This is a genomic window from Micromonospora sicca (genome assembly GCF_003172935.1).
In the GTDB taxonomy this organism is placed as follows: domain Bacteria; phylum Actinomycetota; class Actinomycetes; order Mycobacteriales; family Micromonosporaceae; genus Micromonospora; species Micromonospora sicca.
Genome location: NZ_QGKS01000100.1, coordinates 1 through 21,627 on the forward strand (window position 1 = coordinate 1; position 21,627 = coordinate 21,627).

Sequence of the window (21,627 nt, forward strand, 5' to 3'; positions counted from 1 at the left end):
AGCCCGGGCCGGCAGGCGCGTCCAGGAGCGGCGCGGGAACCCACGCATCGACCGGGACGCCCGATGGACCGCCGACGCCCGAGGCGACCGACGGCGCGCCCGCCGACGGGACGGCCGCCGACGGGACGTTCGCCGGCAATGTCCCGCCCGATCCCGCGGTGAGCCGGACCACCGGCGGTCGGACCGCCGAGGTGAACACGTCGGATCCGACCGAGTTCGAGGTGGGTGGGCCGAGCGGGCGCTTCGGCACCCCCGGCAGGCCGCTGCGGCGCAGCAGCTTCCTGGTCGGCTTCACCGGCGCGCTCGGGGTGCTGCTGGCGTACGCGGTCTTCCTGGGCGTACGCAACGCCGCCGGCATCCTCGTCCTGGTGGTCATCGCGCTCTTCCTGGCCGTGGGGCTCCACCCGGCGGTGGTCCGGCTGCGGCGCTGGGGCCTGCCGCACGGGCTGGCGGTGGCGGTGGTGGCGCTGACCGTCGTGCTGCTGATCATCGGCGGGGTGCTGGCGCTGGTGCCGCCGGTGGTGACCCAGTCCGGGCAGTTCATCCAGCAGTTGCCGAGCTACCTCGACGACCTGCGTCGCAACGCCACGGTCAACGACCTGGTCGAGCGGTACGACCTCATGGAACGGGTCCAGTCGGCGGCGAGCGCGGACACCATCGGCCGGGCCCTCGGCGGCGTGCTGGGCGGCGCGCAGCTGATCTTCGGCACGATCTTCCGGGCGCTGACCGTGCTGGTCCTGACGATCTACTTCCTGGCCTACTTCGACAAGCTGCGCGCCCTCGGGTACGCGCTGGTGCCGCACTCCCGCCGGGATCGGGTGCAACTGATCGGGGACGAGATCCTGACCCGGGTGGGCGCGTACATGGTGGGTGCGCTCAGCATCGCGGTGCTGGCCGGGGCGAGCACGTTCGTCTTCGCGCTGGTCGTCGGGCTGCCGTACCCGTTCGCGCTGGCGGTGGTGGTCGCGGTGACCGACCTGATCCCGCAGATCGGCGCCACCCTGGGCGCGGTCGTGGTGACCCTGGTGGGCCTCGCCACCGACCTGCCGGTCGGCATCGCCTGCCTGGTCTTCTTCCTGATCTACCAGCAGGTGGAGAACTACCTGATCTATCCCAAGATCATGCGGCGGGCGGTCTCGGTCAACGAGGTGGCCGCGCTGCTCGCCGCCCTGCTCGGGGTGTCGCTGCTGGGCGTCGTCGGGGCGCTGATCGCAATCCCGACGGTGGCCGCCCTGCAGCTGATCCTCCGCGAGGTGGTCCTGCCCCGGCAGGAATCCCGGTGAGCGTCAGCCGGCCCGCCGGGCACCCCGGACGGGTCGACGGGCCGGTCAGCCCGCCCGGTCGGGACGCGGACCGGCGACCGGGGTGTCGGCGAACGAGGCAACCGTCCGGTCGGCGTACGCGCTGACGTCACCGGTCTCCACCGGGCCGTCCCAGGTGGTCGGCAGCGGCACCGGCACCGCCGGGTTGACCCGCCGGACGATCTCGTCGAGCACGGTCTCGGCGTCGCCCACCCAGAGGTGCTTGGCGCCGGGCACCCCGACCACCTCGGCCTGTGGCACCGCCGCGAACCGCTCCCGGGCCTCGTCCGGGCGCAGGTAGTCGTCGAACTCGGGGACCAGCGCGGTCAGCGGCTTGCCGCTCTCGGCCCACTCGGCCAGGTCGGCAGGGGTGGAGAAGCGCAGCGGCGGGGAGAGCAGGATCGCCCCCGCCACCGCCGGGTCGCAGCCGTACTTGAGCACCAGGTCGGTGCCGAACGACCAGCCGACCAGCCAGATGTTCGGCAACTCGGCGAACTCCACGTACTCGATGGCGGCGGCGACGTCGAAGCGCTCGCCGACCGCGGCGTCGAAGGCCCCCTCGCTGGTGCCGCGGACGCTGCTGGTGCCCCGGGTGTTGAACCGGAGCACGGCCAGGTCGGCCAGCGCGGGCAGCCGCCAGGCCGCCTTGCGGAACACGTGGCTGTCCATCATCCCGCCGTGGGTGGGTAGCGGGTGCAGGCAGACCAGGGTGCCGGCCGGCTCCCGGTCCAGGGGGCGGGCCAGCTCACCGACCAGCTTCAGCCCGTCGGCGGTGTGCAGCTCGATGTCCTCCCGGTGGCCGGGCAGGATCGACGAGGCGCGGATCGGTGTGCTCACCGTCCCAGTCTGGCGCGCTGCCGCCCGGGTCGCCCGCCGGGGCGGAAACAGCGTGATCCAGGTCGCTCAGCCGTGGCGGGGGGCGCTGCGGCCGCGCTGGACGACCGGTCCGCGCCGGTCCCGGGCCCGCCAGCAGCCGCTGTGCCAGTGCCGCCGGTCGGTCAGGTCACCCCGGTCGTCCGCCGGCCAGGCCACCACGTGCGCCACGCCGGGGCGGATCTCCTGGTCGCAGCCGGGACAGCGGTACGTCTTGGTCGACGCCCCGCCGCTGATGCCGCGTACCTGCCAGTCGCCGTCGCGCCACTGCTGGACCGTGGGCACGCCCTGGCGTACCCGGTCGGAGTCCAGGTGGGCGGTCTCGTCCCGGCGGGGGCGGTTGCGACGGGGGCTCACGGACACCAAGCGTACGGGCCGCCGGCGGGACCGACCCGGGACGGGCGGGCGCCACCGGCGGCCCCGGTCAGTCGCAGGTCTCCGGTCGGGTGTTGACCCGGTCAGCGCCGGGTGTGGTCGCGGAACCCGCGGCCGCTCTTGCGGCCCAGGTAGCCGGCGGTGACCAGGTGCTCCAGCAGCGGCGCGGGGGCGAAGCCCGGCTCGCGCAGCTCCAGGTAGAGCTCCCGCTGGATGGCCAGCGACACGTCCAGCCCGACCACGTCCAACAGCTCGAACGGGCCCATCGGGTAGCCGCAGCCCAGCTTCATCGCGTAGTCGATGTCGTCCGCGGTCGAGTAGCTGGCCTCCAACATCTTCACCGCGTCGTTCAGGTACGGGAAGAGCAGCGCGTTGACGATGAAGCCGGACCGGTCACCGCAGACCACGCCGGTCTTGCCCAGCGCGGCGCAGACCGCGCGGGCGGTGGCGGTGGTCTCCGCCGAGGTGCGGATGGTCTGCACGACCTCGACCAGCGGCATGACCGGTGCCGGGTTGAAGAAGTGCAGCCCGACCACGTCCGCCGGCCGCTGGGTGGCCATCGCGACGTCGATCACCGGCAGCGACGAGGTGGTGGTGGCCAGCACCACGCCCGGCTTGCAGATCTCGTCCAGGCTGGCGAAGAGGGCCTTCTTGACGCTGAGCTCCTCGACCACGGCCTCGACCACCAGGTCGACGTCGGCGAGGTGCTCCAGGGTCGCGGACCAGTTGATCCGGCCGAGCGCCGCCTCCCGGTCGTCCTCGCTGAGCTTGCCGCGTACCACGCCCTTGTTGAGCGAGGTCTTGACCGTCTCGAAGACCTTGGCGGACTTCTCCGCGCCGCGGGTCACCGAGACCACCTCGTACCCGGCCTTGGCGAAGACCTCGATGATGCCGGTGGCCATGGTCCCGGAGCCGACCACGCCGACCTTCGCGATGGCGCGGGCGCCGTCGGCGAGCGCGGCCTGCGACGCCACGGGCGTCTGCTCGTCCGGTACGACCACCGGGGAGCCCGGCCGCTCGTAGGTGTAGAAGCCCCGGCCGGACTTCCGGCCGAGCAGCCCCGCGGTGACCATCTGCTTGATCAGCGGCACCGGGGCGTGCCGGCGGTCCCGCCCGCCCCGCCGGTACATGGTGTCCAGGATCTCGTACGCGGTGTCCAGGCCGATCAGGTCCATCAGGGCGAGCGGGCCCATCGGCAGCCCGCAGCCGAGCTTCATCGCGGCGTCGATGTCCTCGCGGGTGGCGTACCGCCCCTCGAACATGCTCACCGCGTGGTTCAGGTAGCCGAAGAGCAGCGCGTTGGCGATGAAGCCGGCCCGGTCGTTGATCGTCACGTCGACCTTGCCGAGCCGGTTGCAGAGCGCCTCCACGTCGGCCACCACGTCGGCGGAGGTGACCACCGTGCGGACCACCTCGACCAGCTTCATCACCGGCGCGGGGTTGAAGAAGTGGATGCCGATGACCTGGTTGGGGCGGGTGGTGGCGACCGAGATCTCGGTGACGCTGAGCGAGGAGGTGTTGGTGGCCAGGATCGCCTCGGGCTTGCACACCCGGTCCAGCTCGGCGAAGATCCGCTGCTTCAGGTCGAGGTGCTCGGGAACGGCCTCGATCACCAGGTCCACCGAGTGCAGGGCCTCCAGGCCGACCTGGAAGTTCACCCGGGACAGCAGGGCGTCCCGGTCGGCCGCGGCGAGCTTGCCCTTGGCGACCGCGCGGTCGGTGGAGCCGGTGAGGGTGGACCGGCCGCGCTCCAGGGCGCCCTCGGAGATCTCCACCGCCACCACGTCGATGCCGTTGCGGGCGAAGACCTCCACGATGCCGGCACCCATGGTGCCCAGACCCACCACACCCACCCTGGTGAACTCGCGCGCCACGACCGGCCTCCCCTGGTTGACTCCGCCGTTGTCGACATGAACGGCCGCTAAGGTTATGCGCCGGAGTCTGCCACGTGACGCTGCGTTGTCGAGACGCCGTGGGATATTTCACGCAGGGCGGCTCAGGCCGCCGCCGGCACCCCCGTGAGCGCCAGCAGCTCCGCCACGAACTCGACCGGCCGTTCCAGGTGCGGACTGTGCCCGCAGCCCGGGAGCACCACCTCCCGGTACGTCCCGCCGGCCGCCGCGTACCGCTCCAGCACCGCCCGGGTCTGCCCGATCATCGGCTGCGGCGGACAGTCCGCCTCCCCCGGCCAGCCGGGCACCGCCCCGAGCGACCCGAGGTACGCCAGGTCGAACAGAGAGGTGTCCGAGACGATCACGTCGGCGTCGCCGCGTACCCAGGTGACCGGGGGCGGGGCCGGGACGGCGACCAGCTCGTCGGCGAGCCGGAAGTGGGCGGGCGCGAGGGCGTTGAGCACGCCGCGCTCCCCCGGCGCGGTGCCCGGCCAGTGCGGCGACGCGACGGCCGTGCCGGGGTAGTTGTCGTCCCCGGTGGCGGTGGAGAGGGCGCTGTCCAGCAGCAGCTCCTCGTCCTCGCCGAGCGACGCCGGGTCGGCGACGTAGGTGGCCCGCAGCACGTTGCGGGGGCCGGTCGGGGCGTCCTCGCCGCGGTCCTTCGCGGCGAGCCGGGCGACGAAGTCGGGGTTCGCCGTGCCGCCGCCGGTGCCGGCGAAGTCGGGCGTGGTGGGCGTGCCGTGGACGTCCCGGGTGCCGCCGAAGCCGTACGGGGAGACGGGTGCCTCCAGCAGCAGGGCGGCCACCCGGTCGGGGTGGTCGACCAGCAGCCGCATCGCCACGCCCCCGCCGAGCGAGTGCCCGACGACCACCGGCCGGGCGCCGGGGGCGAAGAGCCCCGGCACGTCGAGCAGGGCGGCCACATCGTCGGCGAAGTCGCCCAGCCCGCGCGTCGCGTCCACCGGCGCGGTCTGCGTGTCGCCGTACCCGCGCAGGTCGGGCGCGACCACCCGGAGGGTCGCCGGCAGCCGTCGGATCAGCGGCTCCCAGAAGGCGGCGGAGGAGACGTTGCCGTGGACGAGCAGCACCGGCACGCCCTCCGGCGGGCCCGCCACCCGGACCGCCTGGGTGATGCCGTTCGCCGACACGACGTGCTGCGCGCTCTCCATCGGCGCATGCTGACACGTCGGGCCGCCCGGGTCCATGGGTCCGGCCCACACCCGCAACCACGGCCGGCTGTGGCCCGACCCGGTGCGGCTCCGGGCCGCGCCGGGTCGACCGGTCAGCGGTGGGCGTCGACCGGCGCCGCGGGCAGCGGCAGGACGGCGCCGCCCACCGGCAGCCGCGGCGTCGGCGGGACGGGCAGCGGCAGGGTCGGCCGGTGGTCCCGGCGCGGCGCCGCGAAGCTCAGCCCCACCGGGTCCGTCCGCGCCACGCCCGGGTCGAAGTACCGCAGTTCGGTACGGCCGAGCCGGATCACGTCGCCGTCGGTGAGCTGCTCGACGCCGGCGATCCGCCGGTCGTTGAGCCAGGTCCCGTTGGTAGAGCCGAGGTCCACCAACGACACCCCGTCGCCGATCAGCTGGACCGCGGCGTGCCGCCGGCTGAGGTGCGGATCCTCGAGCACGATCCCGGCGGTCGGCGCCCGGCCGATCACCTGCGGGTCACGGCCGACGCGGAAGCTCAAACCCCGCATCGTTCCGCCCGCCACCGTCAACAGCGGCATCAACTCCGGATGATCCTCCATGGACCCCGCCTTCCACCCCACCATCGCCCCGCGCGTCAGCGTGCCACCTCACGGTTGTCATCCCCACCACCGGGTGGTCACCTCCACGACCCCGGCCGGTCAACTCCCGTTCGCCGGTTCGGCGGGCGCGCCGGTCGGCCACCGCCCACCGGCGCGCGGCGCGGCCTTCCCGGGCAGCCGGTTTCCGGGCGCCGCGAGACCTACCGGCGAGTAATCTTCGGGTCTAGACTTCCGCCATGACGGCTGTGCATGTCCCGGGGACCCCGGTCATCGAGGACGGTCGGTTGGTGTCGACCAGCCCGGCGACGGGTGCGGAGGCGGGGCGACTCCCGGTGGCGACCGCCGAGGACGTGGCCCAGGCGGTCGCCCGGGCCCGCGCCGCGGGCGAGTGGTGGGCCGGGCTCGGCTTCACCGGTCGCCGGGAGCGGCTGCTGCGCTGGCGGAGCGTGCTCGCCCGCCGGATCGAGGAGCTGGCCGAACTGGTCCACACCGAGGGCGGCAAGCCGGTCGGCGACGCCGTCGTCGAGATCCTCACCGCGCTTGAGCACATCGACTGGGCGGCCCGCAACGCGCGGCGCGTGCTCGGGCCCCGGCGGGTCCGCTCCCGGCTGATCCTCGCCGAGTTCACCGGCCACCTGGAATACCAGCCGTACGGGGTGGTCGGCGTGATCGGCCCCTGGAACTACCCCGTCTTCACCCCGATCGGCTCCGTCGCGTACGCGCTCGCCGCCGGCAACGCGGTGGTGTTCAAGCCCAGCGAATACACCCCGGCCGTCGGGCAGTGGCTGGTCGACCGGTTCGCCGAGGTCGTCCCCGAGCAGCCCGTCTTCACGGCGGTGCACGGGCTCGGCGACGTGGGCGCGGCGCTGTGCCGGTCGGGCGTGGCCAAGCTGGCCTTCACCGGTTCTACCGCCACGGCCAAAAAGGTGATGGCCGCCTGCGCCGAGTCGCTCACCCCGGTGCTGCTGGAGGCTGGCGGCAAGGACGCGATGATCGTGGACTCCGACGCCGACCTGGACGCCGCCGCCGAGGCGTGCGTGTGGGGCGGGCTCACCAACGCCGGCCAGACCTGCATCGGCATCGAACGCGTCTACGCCGTCGACCAGGTCTTCGACGCCTTCGTCGACAAGGTGATCGCCCGCGCCGGGCGGCTCACCGTGGGCCCCGACGGCGCCGACATCGGTCCGATCACCATGCCCTCGCAGCTCGACGTGATCCGCCGGCACATCGAGGACGCGGTCGAGCGGGGCGGTCGCGCGGTGCTCGGCGGCCCAGACGCGGTCCAGCCGCCGTACGTGCACCCGACCGTGCTGGTCGACGTTCCCGAGGACTCGGCCGCCGTACGCGAGGAGACCTTCGGCCCGACGCTCACCGTCAACCGGGTACGCGACGTCGACGAGGCCGTCGACCGGGCCAACGCCCTGTCGTACGGCCTGGGGGGTTCGGTCTTCGGCCGCAAGCGGGCGGTGGCGGTCGCGCGGCGGCTGCGCTCCGGGATGGCCTCGGTGAACTCGGCGCTGACCTTCGCCGGGATGTCCACGCTGCCGTTCGGCGGCGTCGGTGACTCCGGCTTCGGCCGGATCCACGGCGAGGACGGGCTGCGGGAGTTCGGCCGGGCCAAGTCCGTCACCCGGCGGCGGGCCCGCTCGCTGCTGCCGTCGATGACCTTCGAGCGCACCCCGGCGGACGTCGCCCGCCTGGTCAAGGCCGCCAAGCTGATGTACGGCCGGAACCGCTGACCGGCCCCGCCGCTGCCAGGCCGGCGGTGGCGGCCGGCGGCCGGCTCAGAACAGGGTCAGCTCGTCGCGCTCGATGCCGCGCAGCTTGTCGTAGTCGACCACGACGCACCGGATGCCCCGGTCGGTTGCGAGCACCCGGGCCTGCGGCTTGATCTCCTGCGCGGCGAAGACGCCGGTCACCGGGGCGAGCAGCGGATCCCGGTTCATCAGCTCCAGGTAGCGGGTGAGCTGCTCCACGCCGTCGATCTCGCCGCGCCGCTTCACCTCGACCGCGACGGCGCCCGAGTTGGCGTCCCGGCAGAGCAGGTCGACCGGCCCGATGGCGGTCATGTACTCCCGGCGGACCAGCGTGTAACCCTCGCCGAGGGTCATCGGGTTGGCGGCCAGCAGCTCCTGCAGGTGCGCCTCGACGCCGTCCTTGCGCAGCCCCGGGTCGACGCCCAGCTCGTACGAGGTGTCCTGGAAGACCTCCTCCAGGGTGATCCGCAGCTCCTCGCCGGCCTTGTTGACCACCCGCCAGACGCCGGGGGCCTCCTCCAGCCGACAGGGCGGGCTCATCCAGTTCAACGGCTTGTACGCCCGGTCGTCCGCGTGGATCGACACCGAGCCGTCCGCCTTCACCATGAGCAGCCGGGTGGCCGGCGGCAGGTGAGCCGAGAGCCGTCCGACGTAGTCCACCGAGCACTTCGCAATCACCAACCGCACCCGACGAGGGTAGCCGAGGTCCCCGCCATCGCCACCGTGCGGCACTGGTGTGCCGGTGCGATGCTGTGATCGTGCTCGAAGTCCTCACCGGTTCCGGCCTCGCCGCCTCGGCCGGCCTGAACGCCTACATCCCGCTGCTCCTGATGGGCCTGCTGGCGCGCTACACCGATCTCATGGACCTGCCCAGCGGCTGGCACTGGCTGGGCAACGGCTGGGTCATCCTCATCCTCGCCGTGCTGCTCGCCGTCGAGGTGGTCGCCGACAAGGTCCCGGTGGTCGACCACGTCAACGACGTGGTGCAGACGTTCGTCCGGCCCACCGCCGGCGGCCTCGCCTTCGGTGCCGGCTCCACCTCGGAGACCGTCACCGTCAGCGACCCGGACACCTTCTTCTCCTCCCACCAGTGGGTGCCGGTCGTGGTGGGCGTGCTGATCGCGCTCGGCGTTCACCTGCTCAAGTCGGCCGCCCGGCCGGTCATCAACGCGACCACCGCCGGCTTCGGCGCACCGGTGGCCAGCACCGCCGAGGACGCCACCAGCGCGGTGATGTCGGTGGTGGCGATCCTGCTGCCGGTGCTGGTGCTGGTCTTCCTGGTCGGGCTGGTGGCGTTCCTCTTCTGGTTCCTGCGCCGACGCAAGTCGCGCGCTCGTGAACGTCGGGCGGCTCGGGCGGCTGGGTTCCGGGTCTGATTCGTTGGTTGCGCTTTGGGGCTGGGGGCGACCGTCCCCGGCTCCGGGCGGTCAGGCTTGATCCCTGCGCCGGGGACGGTCGCCCCCAGCCCTGACGTTGGTCACCGTCCGCCCGGCCGTCCCGGTCTTGTGTTTGCACGTGGAAACGCCGCTGGCCGGCACCCCGTGTCTCCGGGGTGCCGGCCAGCGGCTTCTTGCCTTTTGTTCGCTTGTCAGCTGTTCCAGTGCTCGGCGACGAGGTGAGCGGCCTGCCGCTCCCACTGGGCGTAGGCGTCCGGGTAAGCCGACACCTGCACCGTCTGGGCGGCCTCGGTCAGCGGCATGTCCTGCCACCCGTCGACCTGCTTGAGACCCTTCTCGAACGCCAGGGTGGCGTACTCGGGGTCGGTGATCTGCTCCGGCGTGCCCCAACCACTCGACGGGCGCTGCTGGAACAGGCCCAGCGAGTCGTGGTCGTTGCGGTCACCCAGGTGACCCAGGTTCTCCAGCTTCGACTCCTGCAGGCTGGTGGCGATCGAGATCACGGCGGCCCGCTCCGGCAGACCGGCCTTCTTCGTCGCCGCGATGATCGCCTCCGCGTTAGCCACCTGCTCGTCGTCCAGGTCGATGTGCGACTGGGCGCCCTGCACACCATGCGGTATCAGCTTGCCCATGTCCGGCTTGTCAGCCTGCACCGCGACCGGGCTCATCGCCGTGGTCGGGGTGGCGTCGTGGTGGTTCAGCGGACCGGCGGCCAGACCACCGGCGAACGCCAGACCAGCAATACCCAGCACGCTCTTACGCAGCATCGTGTTCATGACAAAGCTCCTTGGGGGTTGGCGCACACCCGGTGGGGGCCGGGACATGCGCAAGCACCGTCAGGCGCTCAAAAGCAAAAGGGGAAAAGTCTCTGCCCGGTCCGCGGGGGCGGGGAGCCTCAACGCGGGTCCGCCAAGCGGTAATACCTGCTCGCGGCGCCGGGACCATGTGTAACGACCACCGGCCCGCCATCATTCCCGGGGCCCGTCCGCCGGCCCGTCGAGCGGGCCAGGTACTCGGTCGTACGCGAGATACAACGATCCCGCCCGGCCACGATTCCGACCCGAGGATGCCACCGGTCACACCCAGAAACCGGACATCCCACCCAGAGAATCACACGCCCGCCGTGACCGGCGCAGGGATCAGGCCTGACCGCCCGGAGCCGGGCACGGCGGGCCACACCCCCACCGCAACCAACAACGCAACGAACCCCCGAAAGGCACAAAACGACACCCACTGCCACACGTTCGTGGAGCTGCCGGTACGCGGCGGCATCGCCCGGCTCGTCGCGCAGGTGGGCCCGCGCCAGGCGGGGCCCCTGCTCTTTCACGGCAGGTCGTTGGCCTCGCGGATGACGGTGACCAGTTCGTCGATGATGCCGGTCAGCGCGAAGTCCTTCGGGGTGAAGACCCGGGCCACCCCGGCGGCCCGCAGCGCCTCCGCGTCCCCGGCGGGGATGATGCCGCCGACCACCACGGGCAGGTCGCCCCGACCGGCGGCCCGCAGGCCGTCCAGCACCGCCGGCACGGCGGCCAGGTGCGAGCCGGAGAGCACCGAGAGCCCGACCAGGTCCACGTCCTCCTCGACGGCGGCGGCGACGATCTGTCCGGCGGTGAGCCGGATCCCCTGGTAGACCACCTCGAAGCCGGCGTCGCGGGCGCGTACCGCGATCTGCTCGGCGCCGTTGGAGTGCCCGTCCAGGCCGGGCTTGCCGACCAGCAGCCGCAGCCGGCCGCTGCCCAGCTCGCGCGCGGTGGCGACGACCCGCTCGCGGACGGTCGCGAGCCCCGCGTCGCCGCCGACGCCGGCGCCGCCGGCGAGGCCGGTCGGCGCCCGGTACTCGCCGAAGACCTGGCGCAGCGCGCCGGCCCACTCGCCGGTGGTCACCCCGGCCCGCACGCACTCCAGGGTCGCGGCCATCAGGTTCGTGGTGGTCGCGGCGTCCGCGCGGAGCCGGGCGAGTGCCGCGTCGACCGCCGCGTCGTCCCGACCGGCCCGCCATTCGCGTACGGAGGCGACGGCGGCCGCCTCGACCGCGGGGTCGACCTGCTCGACGGCCTCGGCGCCGGCGGCGGTCAGCGGGGACGGCTCGGTCTCGGTGAACCGGTTGACGCCGACCACCACGTCGGCGCCGGACTCCATCCGCCGGCGCCGGTCGGCCAGCGAGGCGACCAGGGCGCTCTTGAGGTAGCCGGTCTCCACGGCGGCCACCACGCCGCCCATCTCCAGCACCTTCTCCAGCTCGACCCGCGCCCCGGTGACGATCCCGTCGACCAGCGCGGTCATCACGTGCGAGCCCTCGAACAGGTCGGGGTATTCGAGCAGGTCCGACTCGTACGCGAGGACCTGCTGCATCCGCAGCGACCACTGCTGGTCCCAGGGGCGGGGCAGGCCGAGCGCCTCGTTCCAGGCGGGGAGTTGCACCGCGCGGGCGCGGGCGTCGCGGGAGAAGGTCACGCCGAGCATCTCCAGCACGATCCGCTGGATGTTGTTCTCCGGCTGGGCCTCGGTGAGGCCGAGCGAGTTGACCTGGACGCCGTAGCGGAAGCGGCGCTGCTTCGGGTCGGTGACGCCGTACCGGTCGCGGGTGATCTCGTCCCAGAGCGCGCCGAACGCGCGCATCTTGGCGATCTCCTCGACGAAGCGCACCCCGGCGTTGACGAAGAAGGAGATCCGCTGCACCACGTCGCCCATCCGCTCGGCGGGCACCTGGCCGGAGTCGCGGACCGCGTCGAGCACGGCGACGGCGGTGGCGAGCGCGAAGCCGACCTCCTGCACCGGCGTCGCGCCGGCCTCCTGCAGGTGGTACGAGCAGATGTTGACCGGGTTCCACTTCGGCATCTCGCGCAGCGTGTACGCGATGACGTCGGCGGTGAGCCGCAGCGACGCCGCCGGCGGGAAGATGTACGTCCCCCGGGAGAGGTACTCCTTGATGATGTCGTTCTGCGTCGTGCCGGCGCAGCGGGACAGCTCGGCGCCCTGCTCGGCGGCGACGGTGCCGTAGAGGCCGAGCAGCCACATGGCCGGCGCGTTGATCGTCATCGAGGTGTTCATCCCGGCCAGCGGGATGCCGTCGAAGAGGGCCCGCATGTCGCCGAGGTGCGCCACCGGCACGCCGACCCGGCCGACCTCGCCGGCGGCCAGCTCGTGGTCGGGGTCGTACCCGGTCTGGGTGGGCAGATCGAAGGCGACCGACAGGCCGGTCTGCCCCTTCGCCAGATTGCGCCGGAAGAGCGCGTTGGTGGCCGCGGCGGAGGAGTGCCCGGCGTACGTGCGCATCACCCAGGGGCGGTCGCGCTCCGGCAGCCGGCCCGGAAGAGCCTTCTCATCCATGGCCGGAGTCTAAGTTACCGTTCAGTAAAACGGGTTGTGGAAAACCACACAGGTCCATGTCGCGGACGTCCGGGCGGGAAGCGCCCGACATGGCCGCCACCACCACACCCCCGAACTCCCCGGGCCGCCGGCCAGGTCGCACACTTGACGGCATGGATGACGAGCTCGCGATCTCCGTACGGGGACTGCGCAAGGCGTACGGCGACAACGTCGCGGTGGCGGGGGTGGACCTCGACGTCCACCGCGGCGAGGTGTTCGCCCTGCTCGGCCCGAACGGCGCGGGCAAGACCACCACGGTGGAGATCCTGGAGGGCTACCGGCAGCGCGACGCCGGCGAGGTGTCCGTGCTGGGCCGCGACCCAGCCCACGCGGATCCGCACTGGCGCTCCCGGGTCGGCATCGTGCTCCAGGGCACCGGCGAGTTCGACGAGCTGACCGTCGCCGAGGTGGTCCGGCACTTCTCCGGCTTCTACCCCGACGCCGACGACCCGGACAAGGTGATCGAGCGGGTGGGGCTGGGCGGCAAGGCGAAGGCCCGGACCCACACCCTCTCCGGCGGCCAGAAGCGCCGCCTCGACGTGGCGCTGGGCATCATCGGCCGCCCCGAGCTGCTCTTCCTCGACGAGCCGACCACCGGCTTCGACCCGGAGGCCCGGCGCGAGTTCTGGGAGCTGATCCGGGACCTGGCCGCCGCGGGCACCACCATCGTGCTGACCACGCACTACCTGGACGAGGCCGAGGCGCTCGCGGACCGGGTCGGCGTGATCGCGGCGGGGCGGGTGGTCGAGGTGGCCCCGCCGAACCGGCTTGGCAACCGGCAGGAGGCGCTGGCCACGGTCTCCTGGCGTACCCCGGACGGGACGCTGGAGACCGCGGAGAGCGCGACGCCGACGGCCCTGGTGGCGGAGCTGGCCGCGCGCTACGGCGGCGAGGTCCCGGGCCTGACGGTGACCCGGCCGACCCTGGAAGACGCCTACCTGAAGATGATCGGACACTCATGACGACCACCACGAAGCCGGCGGCCCCGGTCGCCGCCGCCCCGGTCCGGCGGCTCGGACCGGGCGCCCTGGCGCTACGGCAGGGGCGGCTGGAGATCACCCAGTTCCTGCGCAGCCGGGAGTCCGTCGTCTTCACGATGGGCTTCCCGATCATCATGATCCTGATCTTCGCGTCGATCTTCAGCGGCGAGATCGGCGGCGGGGTCAAGTTCACCCAGTACTTCATCACCGGCATGATCGCGACCGGCCTGATGACGGTGAGCTTCCAGAACCTCGGCATCTGGATCCCGATCGAGCGGGACCGGGGCGTGCTCAAGCGCTACCGGGGCACGCCGATACCGAAGTGGGTCTGGTTCGCCGGCAAGGTGATCATGGTGGTGGTGATCGGCGTGGCCGAGACCGCGCTGCTGCTGGTCGTCGCGGTGCTGCTGTTCGACCTGAAGCTGCCCGACACCGTCGGCAAGTGGCTGACCTTCGGCTGGGTCGCGGCGCTCGGCGTCACCGCCTGCACCCTCTGCGGCATCGCCATCTCCTCGCTGGCCCGGACCGCCCGCAGCGGCTCGGCCGTGGTCACCCCGGTGGCGCTGGTGCTCCAGTTCATCTCCGGGGTCTTCTTCGTCTTCACCAGCCTGCCGGCCTGGATGCAGCAGGTGGCGGCGCTCTTCCCGCTGAAGTGGATGTGCCAGGGACTGCGCGCCGTCTTCCTGCCGGACAGCTTCGGCGCCCAGGAGCCGGCCGGGTCGTTCGAGCTGGGCCGGGTCGCCCTGGTGCTCGCCGCGTGGTGCGTGATCGGCCTGCTCCTCTGCCTGACCACCTTCCGCTGGACCACCCGGCGCGACGGCTGAGCCGCCGGCCGGCACCCCGGTCGGCCTCTGGTGCGGCCGGCAGGACAACTTCCTCCCCGACGTGCGCGCCCTCGCCCGGGCGCTGCCGGAGCCGCCGGTACGCGCCGCGTGGGCCGACGGCCGGCACAACTTCGCCTACTGGGGCACCGTGATCCCGGACGCCTTCGCCCTGCTCGGCGCCGCCGTGAGCCGGCCCCGCCCGTGACCGGTCGCGGGCGACGGGGAGTCCCGCCCGTCGCCCGCGCAGCCGGCTCAGTACGTGTAGAAGCCCTTGCCGGTCTTCCGGCCCAGGTCACCGGCGGTGACCATGCGCTGGAGCAGCTCCGGCGGGAAGAACTTCTCATCGGCGGTGTCGGTGTAGATGTTCTTCGAGGCGTGCAGCAGCACGTCCACGCCGGTCAGGTCGGTGGTGGCCAGCGGGCCCATGGCGTGGCCGAAGCCCAGCTTGCAGGCGGTGTCCAGGTCCTCCGCCGAGACCACGCCGGACTCGACCAGCTTGACCGCCTCCACGACCAGCGCAGCGATCAGCCGGGTGGTGACGAAGCCGGCGATGTCCCGGTTGACCACCACGACCGTCTTGCCGATCTCCTCGGCGAACGCCTTCGCCGTCGCCAGCGTCTCGTCGGTGGTCTTGTAGCCGCGGACCAGCTCGCAGAGCTTCATCATCGGCACCGGGGAGAAGAAGTGGGTGCCGACGACGGACTCCGGCCGCTCGGTCACCGCCGCGATCTGGGTGACCGGGATGGCTGAGGTGTTGGTGGCGAGCACCGCGTCGGCCTTGCAGATCTTGTCCAGCGCGCGGAACACCTCGTGCTTGATCTCCAGCCGCTCGAAGACCGCCTCGACGACGATGTCCGCGTCGGCGACCGCCTCCAGATCGGTGGTCGGGGTGATCCGTCCCAGCGCCGCCTCGACGTCGTCCGCCGCGATCTTCCCCTTCTCGGCGAACTTCTCCAGCGACTTCCGGATGCCGTCGACGCCCCGCTTGGTGGCCGCGTCGTCCAGGTCCCGCAGCGTCACCTGCCAGCCCGCCTGCGCCGCCACCTGGGCGATGCCCGAGCCCATCAGCCCGGCACCGACGACCGCGAGTCGACCCGCCATCTGCTTCTCCCTCGCCTGATTGAGTACCTGCCAGCACCCTAGTCGGCGAGCCTGAACGACGGCTAAGCCCTCTCCCGCGGTCAGATCTCCAGGGCCGGCTCGTCCGGGATCGTGCCCCGCTCGACCTCGATCCCGAGGGCCCGCAGGTCGGCCACGAAGTCCGGATAGCCACGGTCCACGTGGTGCACGTGGGAGACCTCGGTGACCCCGTCGGCGCACAGCCCGGCGATGATCAGGCCGGCGCCGGCCCGGATGTCGGTGGCGCGGACCGGGGCGCCGGAGAGCCGGTCCCGGCCGCGTACCACCGCGTGGTGGCCGTCGGTCTTGATGTCCGCGCCGAGCCGCATCATCTCGTTGGCGAACATGAACCGGCCGTCGAAGATGTTCTCGGTGATCAGCGACGCCCCGTCGCTCACCGCCGCCAGCCCGATCGCCATCGGCAGCAGGTCGGTGGCGAAGCCCGGGTAGGGCAGGGTCACCACGTCCACCGCGGTCGGGCGGTCGTCCATCCGGACCCGGAAGGCGTCGGTGCGGGTCTCCACCAGACCGCCGGCCGAGACCAGCTTGTCCAGCGCGACCTCCAGGAACGCCGGGTCGATGCCGGTCACCGTGACGTCCCCCCGGGTCATCGCGGTGGCGAACGCCCAGGTCCCGGCGACGATCCGGTCCCCCACCGTGGCGTGCCGCACCGGGCCCAGCTCGGGCACGCCCTCGATGCGCAGGGTCGAGGTCCCCTTCCCCTCGATCCGGGCGCCCATCCGGATCAGCATCGAGCAGATGTCGACGATCTCCGGCTCCCGGGCGGCATTGTCGATCACCGTGACGCCCTGGGCCAGCACCGCCGCCATCACCAGGTTCTCCGTCGCGCCGACGCTGGGGAAGTCCAGCACGATGTCCGCGCCGTGCAGGCCGTCCGGGGCGGACGCGATGACGAAGCCGTGCTCACCGGAGATGTCCGCGCCCATCCGGGTCAGCCCGGAGACGTGCATGTCCAGGCCGCGGGAGCCGATCGCGTCCCCGCCGGGATGCGCCACCCGCACGTACCCGCGGCGGGCCAGCAGCGGACCCAGCACGCAGATCGACGCGCGCAGCCGCCGGACCAGGTCGTAATCGGCCTCCGCGCCTGGCCGCTCCGGCACGTCGATGACGACCGACCGGGAGCGTTCCACCCCACCGCGGGCCACCATCGGATCGACCGGGTCGTCGGCGCCGAACCGCACGCCGCAGCCGAGCCGGCGCAGCACCTCGCCCATGATGGCGATGTCGGTGATCCGGGGGACGTTGGTGATCACGCTTCGCCCGGGCGCGAGCAGCGCGGCCGCCATCAGCTTGAGCGCGGAGTTCTTCGCCCCCACGACGTGGACCGTGCCGGCCAGCCGCGCGTCGCCGCGCACCCGGATGACGTCGACGTCGTTGACCGCTGGACCGCCGGCGTCACCCGGGCCCACACCGGCCGGCCAGCCGGTCTGGTCCGGCCGCGCCGGGATGGTCAGGTCCGGTATCCGTAGGCTGTGCGTCATGGCCGTCCACCTCACGCGCATCTACACCAAGGCCGGCGACGCCGGCATGACCAGGCTGAGCAACAACGAGCAGGTGCCGAAGATCGATCCACGGATCGCCGCGTACGCGGACGTCGACGAGTGCAACGCGGCGATCGGTGTCGCGCTCGCGCTCGGGCAGCTCGACGACGAGCTGCGGGCGGTGCTGGGGTCGATCCAGAACGACATGTTCGACGTCGGCGCGGACCTGGCCACCCCGGTCGAGCCGGACCCGAAGTACCCGCCGCTGCGGGTCACCGAGGAGTACGTGGAGCGCCTCGAGGGCTGGTGCGACGAGTACAACGCACGCCTGAGCAAGCTCGACTCCTTCATCCTCCCCGGCGGCACCGCTGGCGCGGCGCTGCTGCACGTGGCACGGACGATCGCCCGACGCGCCGAGCGTGCGGCGTGGGCGCTGGTCGGGCACGACCCGGACCGGACCAGTCCCCTTCCCGCAAAGTATCTCAACCGGCTCTCCGATCTGCTCTTTATCCTGGCAAGAACGGCAAATCCGGACGGAGATGTGCTATGGGTACCGGGCGGGAAGCGCTGACCGTCGGCGGGCTGCACCACGTCGAGGTGTGGGTGCCGGACCTCGAGGCCGCCCGGTGCAGCTGGGGCTGGCTCCTCGGCGAGCTGGGCTGGACGCCGTTCCAGGACTGGCCGGCCGGCCGGTCCTGGCGGCTCGGCCCGACCTACCTGGTGCTGGAGGAGTCCCCCGGGCTCTCCGGACGGGTGCACGACCGGCTCGCACCGGGACTCAACCACCTGGCCTTCCACGCCGGGCCGCCAGCCGCGGTGGACGCCCTGGTCGCCGCCGCCCCCGAGCACGGGTGGGAGCTGCTCTTCCCGGACCGGCACCCGCACGCTGGTGGCCCGGGGACTTACGCCGCGTATCTCGCTGATGGGCAGGGGTATGAGGTGGAGCTGGTCGGCTCGACCGACTGACTTCGTGGTTGCTGTTGGGGGCTGGGGGCGACCGTCCCCGGCTTCGGGCGGTCAGGCTTGATCCCTGCGCCGGGGACGGTCGCCCCCAGCCCTGACGTTGGTCACCGTCCGCCCGGCGGTCACGGTCTTGTGTTTGTACGTGGAAATGCCGCTGGCCGGCACCCCGTGTCTCCGGGGTGCCGGCCAGCGGCTCGTTGCGTGTTGCTTGGTCAGGTCAGCTGTTCCAGTGCTGGGCGACCAGGTGGGCGGCCTGCTGCTCCCACTGGGCGTAGGCGTCCGGGTAGGCCGACACCTGCACCGTCTGGGCGGCCTCGGTCAGCGGCATGTCCTGCCACCCGTCGACCTGCTTCAGACCCTTCTCGAACGCCAGGGTCGCGTACTCGGGATCGGTGATCTGCTCCGGCGAACCCCAACCACTCGACGGGCGCTGCTGGAACAGGCCCAGCGAGTCGTGGTCGTTGCGGTCACCCAGGTGACCCAGGTTCTCCAGCTTCGACTCCTGCAGCGACGTGGCGATCGAGATGACCGCGGCCCGCTCCGGCAGACCGGCCTTCTTCGTCGCGGCGATGATCGCCTCCGCGTTGGCGGTCTGCTCGTCGTTCAGGTCAATGTGCGACTGGGCGCCCTGCACACCATGCGGAATCAGCTTGCCCATGTCCGGCTTGTCGGCCTGCACCGCCACGGCGGCGGGCTTGGCGGTGACGGGGCCGGTGTCGGCGTGCGCGGCGATCGGACCGGCGAACACACCACCGGTGAAAGCCAGACCAGCAATACCGAGAACGCTCTTACGCAGCATCGTGTTCATGACAAAGCTCCTTGGGGGGTTGGCGCACACCCGGTGGGGGCCGGGACATGCGCAAGCACCGTCAGGCGCTCAAAAGAGTGCAAGGGGGAAAGTCTCTGCCCGGTGCCAGCCGCGGGGCGGGGGCCTCTTCGCGGCGCCGGGACCATGTGTAACGACCGCCGGCCCGCCATCATTCCCGGGGGCCCGACCATCCGACCCGGTCGAGCGGGCCAGGTACTCGGTCGTACGCGATGTATAACGACCCCGGGCCAGCCACGATTCCGGCTGAGGATGCCGCCGGTCACACCCCGAAACCGGACATCCCGCCCAGACAGCCTCCGACGAAGGCGGCCAGGAACGGACAAGCGACACCAGATCGCCGAACCGGCGGTATCCGCGCCCACCGGACACCGCCACATCGCCGACACCGAGTCGATCACGCGCACAGCGCACGAGCCGCCCGGCTGCCGGCGAAACCTCGTACCGGGAAACGTCCCACGCCCGACCCGGCACTCACGGGCGGACCGGAGAGAAGCTGTCAGGCGGCGGGCCAGTCCTGGGAGGCCAGACGCGGCGAGACCGCCCCGGGTGGGGCGGCCTCGAGCCAGGAGAGGAAGCCGGTGACCGTGGACCGTGCCATTGCGATCTCCACCGGCGCATGGTTGCTGGTACAGCGGAGGATCACCCAGTCGGCGGGCATGGAGAGGCGTTCCTGCCCCTCCGGGAGCCGGCGACGTTCCACGGCCAGCCCTTTGCGGGAGAGCACCCGCTTGGGGCGCAACGCGAAGCTGAACATCCGGTACCACCGCAGCTGGTCACCGGCGAACCGGCCAAAGCCGGGTGACCAGCCCCGACCGTCCAGCATGGTGGAGACCCGGACGCTGAGCCGGATGATGCCTCCGCTACGGGTGAACAGGGCCCGCCGGATGAAGAGGATCAGAAGCGCGGCGAGCACGACCGCGACGCCGATTCCGATCCCTTCCACGATCTCCATCGGCGGGTCGGCTCAGCGGGCCGGAGTGGCGGGGGTGGCGCTCTCGGCGAGGACGGTGACGCCCTCGCCGGTCACGGAGAGAAAGCCGCCGGCGACGTCGTACGCGACCTGCTGGCCACCGGCCTGCTTGATGCGGACCTGGCTGGGCTCCGCGAGCTGACCGAGCAGCGGCGCGTGGCCCGGAAGCACACCCAGCTCACCCTCGGTCGTCCGGGCGACGACCATCTCGGCCTCGCCGGACCAGACCTTCTCCTCGACGGCTACGAGCTCGACGTGAAGCTGCTGTGCCACGCTGTCTCCTTGCTGCGGCGGCGGATTGCCGAAAGTCTAGTCGCGCCCCCGAGGGCCACCCAACGCGGGTGGCGAGAGCTGCGCCACGGGCGGCGCGCGGTGCCACGCGAGCGTGCCCCGGCGTGCGCCGGGGCCCGCTCGCGCTCACGTTAACTGTTCTTCTGCTTGAATTCGGGGTGCTCCAGCATGAAGGCGTCCACCTGCTCGGTGCGGATGGCGGTGAAGAAGTCCTGCGCCGCGGGCAGCAGCTGTTCTCCCTTGTACGCCGAACCGGTGCCGATGCCCCCGCCGGGCAGCTTGATGGTCTCGATCGAGTCCGACCGGATGTTCTTCAGGGCCAGCGCGAAGTCGACCACGCTGTTGCCCCGGCCGTTGAAGATGAGCGACTGGCCGGCGGCCCGGATGACCCGGTCCAGCTTGATCGGGTTGGTCACCACGTCGGCGCTGAAAGCCTGGCTGACCATCGCCTTGATGAACTGCTGCTGGTGCCGCTGCCGGCCGTAGTCGGCGTCCGGCACACCGTTCTTCGGGTAGCGCTGCCGGACGTAGTCCAGCGCCTGCCACCCGTTGAGATGCGCGTTGCCCTTCTTGTACTCGGCCTGCGGGCCGAGGTAGCCCCCGCCGCCCGGCTTGAGCTGGCGTGCCTTGCCGTCCGGCTTCAGGTGCTCGGACTTCACGTCCCGCTCGATGTACATGTCGACGCCGCCCATCGCGTCGACGATCTTCTTGAAGCCGGTGAAGTTGATGATCGCGCCGGCGTCGAAGCGCTCGATCCCGGTGACCTGCTGCACGGTCGTTGCGAGCAGCTCGAAGCCGCGCGCGGCGTCCGGGTTCTGGCCCGGGACCCGGCTGCCGAACGACATGGCGGCGTTCAGCTTGTCGGTCTTCCCGGCGAAGTTCGCCTTGGGGAACGCGGGGATGTCCACCCGCAGGTCCCGGGGCAGCGAGAAGAGGTAGCCCCGGTCCATCCCGGCCGGTACGTGCAGGATCATGATCGAGTCGGCCAGCGGCGGCGTCTCCGGGTTGCGGGGGTCGATGCCCACCAGAAGGATGTTCAGTGGGCCCTTGATGTTGCTCTTGCGCTCCTGGGCCCCCGCCGCCTGGTCGCCGAAGAGGTCGCCCCTGCCGACCGCGCCCTCGTAGCGCGACAGCAGCGCCTCGTAGCCCACCAGCACGGCGCCGCTGAGCATCATGAGGACCACGCCGAAGACGGTGCAGACGCGGGCCCACCGGGGCACGCCCCGCCAGAAGGACCGCTTGCCGCCGTCCGAGCCGGCCTTACCCACGAGCATCTCCAATCGTCACGCCCACGACTGGAAGACGGGCGCACGGGACTGTTTCGTTGCAGAGATCCACGCCCAGAACGTGAGCGTCGTGCCACGAACGGTACCCCGCGTTCCAGCGAACCGCTTGCCCCGGAAGCGGACATCTGCTATTACCGGCCCCGAACGGAAGG

At 72.0% G+C, this 21,627-nt stretch carries 22 protein-coding genes; 8 read left to right on the plus strand and 14 right to left on the minus strand.

Annotated elements, in window-relative coordinates:
* The first annotated feature begins 191 nt into the window (after positions 1 to 191).
* Positions 192 to 1,283: an AI-2E family transporter gene (locus tag DKT69_RS03830; RefSeq protein WP_109800241.1), complete on the plus strand. Its 1,092-nt coding sequence runs from the start codon at positions 192 to 194 to the stop codon at positions 1,281 to 1,283.
* Positions 1,284 to 1,328: 45 nt separating this feature from the next.
* On the opposite strand, the gene DKT69_RS03835 is transcribed toward DKT69_RS03830, so the two are convergent.
* The 5 genes from DKT69_RS03835 to DKT69_RS03855 form a co-directional block, all read right to left on the minus strand.
* Positions 1,329 to 2,138, minus strand: coding sequence for an alpha/beta hydrolase (locus tag DKT69_RS03835; RefSeq protein WP_109800214.1), 810 nt, complete (start codon positions 2,136 to 2,138; stop codon positions 1,329 to 1,331).
* A gap of 66 nt (positions 2,139 to 2,204) precedes the next feature.
* Positions 2,205 to 2,531: an Rv1322 family protein gene (locus DKT69_RS03840; RefSeq protein ID WP_236647320.1), complete on the minus strand. Its 327-nt coding sequence runs from the start codon at positions 2,529 to 2,531 to the stop codon at positions 2,205 to 2,207.
* Between the two features lie 101 nt (positions 2,532 to 2,632).
* Positions 2,633 to 4,423 carry a 3-hydroxyacyl-CoA dehydrogenase family protein gene (locus DKT69_RS03845; protein WP_109800216.1) on the minus strand — a complete coding sequence of 597 codons (1,791 nt, stop codon included), beginning with the start codon at positions 4,421 to 4,423 and terminating at the stop codon, positions 2,633 to 2,635.
* A gap of 122 nt (positions 4,424 to 4,545) precedes the next feature.
* Positions 4,546 to 5,610 (minus strand): alpha/beta fold hydrolase, encoded by a 1,065-nt coding sequence (locus tag DKT69_RS03850; protein WP_109800217.1) that lies wholly within the window; start codon positions 5,608 to 5,610, stop codon positions 4,546 to 4,548.
* 113 nt (positions 5,611 to 5,723) lie between these two features.
* Positions 5,724 to 6,188 carry an FHA domain-containing protein gene (locus DKT69_RS03855; RefSeq protein WP_109800218.1) on the minus strand — a complete coding sequence of 155 codons (465 nt, stop codon included), beginning with the start codon at positions 6,186 to 6,188 and terminating at the stop codon, positions 5,724 to 5,726.
* Between the two features lie 236 nt (positions 6,189 to 6,424).
* Here DKT69_RS03855 and DKT69_RS03860 point away from each other — a divergent pair, with 236 nt between their 5' ends.
* On the plus strand, positions 6,425 to 7,927 hold the full coding sequence (locus tag DKT69_RS03860) for an aldehyde dehydrogenase family protein (RefSeq protein ID WP_109800219.1): 1,503 nt from the start codon (positions 6,425 to 6,427) through the stop codon (positions 7,925 to 7,927).
* A 45-nt stretch (positions 7,928 to 7,972) separates the two neighbouring features.
* Here the strand turns inward: DKT69_RS03860 and nucS are convergent, their stop codons facing one another.
* On the minus strand, positions 7,973 to 8,632 hold the full coding sequence (gene nucS / locus DKT69_RS03865) for an endonuclease NucS (protein WP_109800242.1): 660 nt from the start codon (positions 8,630 to 8,632) through the stop codon (positions 7,973 to 7,975).
* A 71-nt stretch (positions 8,633 to 8,703) separates the two neighbouring features.
* Between nucS and DKT69_RS03870 the strand changes: the two genes are divergently transcribed.
* On the plus strand, positions 8,704 to 9,321 hold the full coding sequence (locus DKT69_RS03870; protein ID WP_109800243.1) for a DUF4126 domain-containing protein: 618 nt from the start codon (positions 8,704 to 8,706) through the stop codon (positions 9,319 to 9,321).
* 212 nt (positions 9,322 to 9,533) lie between these two features.
* Here the strand turns inward: DKT69_RS03870 and DKT69_RS03875 are convergent, their stop codons facing one another.
* Positions 9,534 to 10,118: a hypothetical protein gene (locus tag DKT69_RS03875; protein WP_109800220.1), complete on the minus strand. Its 585-nt coding sequence runs from the start codon at positions 10,116 to 10,118 to the stop codon at positions 9,534 to 9,536.
* 547 nt (positions 10,119 to 10,665) lie between these two features.
* Positions 10,666 to 12,672 carry a protein meaA gene (locus tag DKT69_RS03880; protein WP_109800221.1) on the minus strand — a complete coding sequence of 669 codons (2,007 nt, stop codon included), beginning with the start codon at positions 12,670 to 12,672 and terminating at the stop codon, positions 10,666 to 10,668.
* 152 nt (positions 12,673 to 12,824) lie between these two features.
* On the opposite strand from DKT69_RS03880, the gene DKT69_RS03885 reads away from it, so the two are divergent.
* From DKT69_RS03885 to DKT69_RS03895, 3 genes are all read left to right on the plus strand, one after another.
* Positions 12,825 to 13,673 (plus strand): ABC transporter ATP-binding protein, encoded by an 849-nt coding sequence (locus DKT69_RS03885; protein WP_109800222.1) that lies wholly within the window; start codon positions 12,825 to 12,827, stop codon positions 13,671 to 13,673.
* Positions 13,670 to 14,515, plus strand: coding sequence for an ABC transporter permease (locus tag DKT69_RS03890; RefSeq protein ID WP_109800223.1), 846 nt, complete (start codon positions 13,670 to 13,672; stop codon positions 14,513 to 14,515). The genes DKT69_RS03885 and DKT69_RS03890 overlap by 4 nt, the downstream gene beginning before the upstream one ends.
* Before the next feature lie 61 nt (positions 14,516 to 14,576).
* Positions 14,577 to 14,720: a hypothetical protein gene (locus tag DKT69_RS03895; protein ID WP_236647321.1), complete on the plus strand. Its 144-nt coding sequence runs from the start codon at positions 14,577 to 14,579 to the stop codon at positions 14,718 to 14,720.
* A gap of 47 nt (positions 14,721 to 14,767) precedes the next feature.
* On the opposite strand, the gene DKT69_RS03900 is transcribed toward DKT69_RS03895, so the two are convergent.
* Entirely contained in the window at positions 14,768 to 15,616 is an 849-nt protein-coding gene (locus tag DKT69_RS03900) for a 3-hydroxyacyl-CoA dehydrogenase family protein (RefSeq protein ID WP_109800224.1), read from the minus strand.
* Between the two features lie 80 nt (positions 15,617 to 15,696).
* On the minus strand, positions 15,697 to 17,136 hold the full coding sequence (gene murA / locus DKT69_RS03905) for a UDP-N-acetylglucosamine 1-carboxyvinyltransferase (RefSeq protein WP_109800225.1): 1,440 nt from the start codon (positions 17,134 to 17,136) through the stop codon (positions 15,697 to 15,699).
* Between murA and DKT69_RS03910 the strand changes: the two genes are divergently transcribed.
* Complete coding sequence (locus tag DKT69_RS03910) at positions 17,135 to 17,707, plus strand: cob(I)yrinic acid a,c-diamide adenosyltransferase (protein ID WP_109800226.1); 573 nt, start codon at positions 17,135 to 17,137, stop codon at positions 17,705 to 17,707. The genes murA and DKT69_RS03910 overlap by 2 nt on opposite strands.
* The gene (locus tag DKT69_RS03915) at positions 17,683 to 18,102 is read left to right on the plus strand and encodes a VOC family protein (protein WP_109800227.1); all 420 of its coding nucleotides are present in this window, start codon (positions 17,683 to 17,685) and stop codon (positions 18,100 to 18,102) included. Before DKT69_RS03910 ends, DKT69_RS03915 begins: the two co-directional genes overlap by 25 nt.
* A gap of 214 nt (positions 18,103 to 18,316) precedes the next feature.
* On the opposite strand, the gene DKT69_RS03920 is transcribed toward DKT69_RS03915, so the two are convergent.
* From DKT69_RS03920 to DKT69_RS03935, 4 genes are all read right to left on the minus strand, one after another.
* Entirely contained in the window at positions 18,317 to 18,907 is a 591-nt protein-coding gene (locus DKT69_RS03920; RefSeq protein WP_109800228.1) for a hypothetical protein, read from the minus strand.
* Positions 18,908 to 19,424: 517 nt separating this feature from the next.
* Entirely contained in the window at positions 19,425 to 19,880 is a 456-nt protein-coding gene (locus DKT69_RS03925) for a DUF2550 domain-containing protein (protein ID WP_109800229.1), read from the minus strand.
* A 12-nt stretch (positions 19,881 to 19,892) separates the two neighbouring features.
* Entirely contained in the window at positions 19,893 to 20,171 is a 279-nt protein-coding gene (locus tag DKT69_RS03930) for a F0F1 ATP synthase subunit epsilon (protein WP_089012816.1), read from the minus strand.
* Between the two features lie 149 nt (positions 20,172 to 20,320).
* The gene (locus DKT69_RS03935; protein WP_109800230.1) at positions 20,321 to 21,463 is read right to left on the minus strand and encodes an LCP family protein; all 1,143 of its coding nucleotides are present in this window, start codon (positions 21,461 to 21,463) and stop codon (positions 20,321 to 20,323) included.
* Between the last annotated feature and the right edge of the window lie 164 nt (positions 21,464 to 21,627).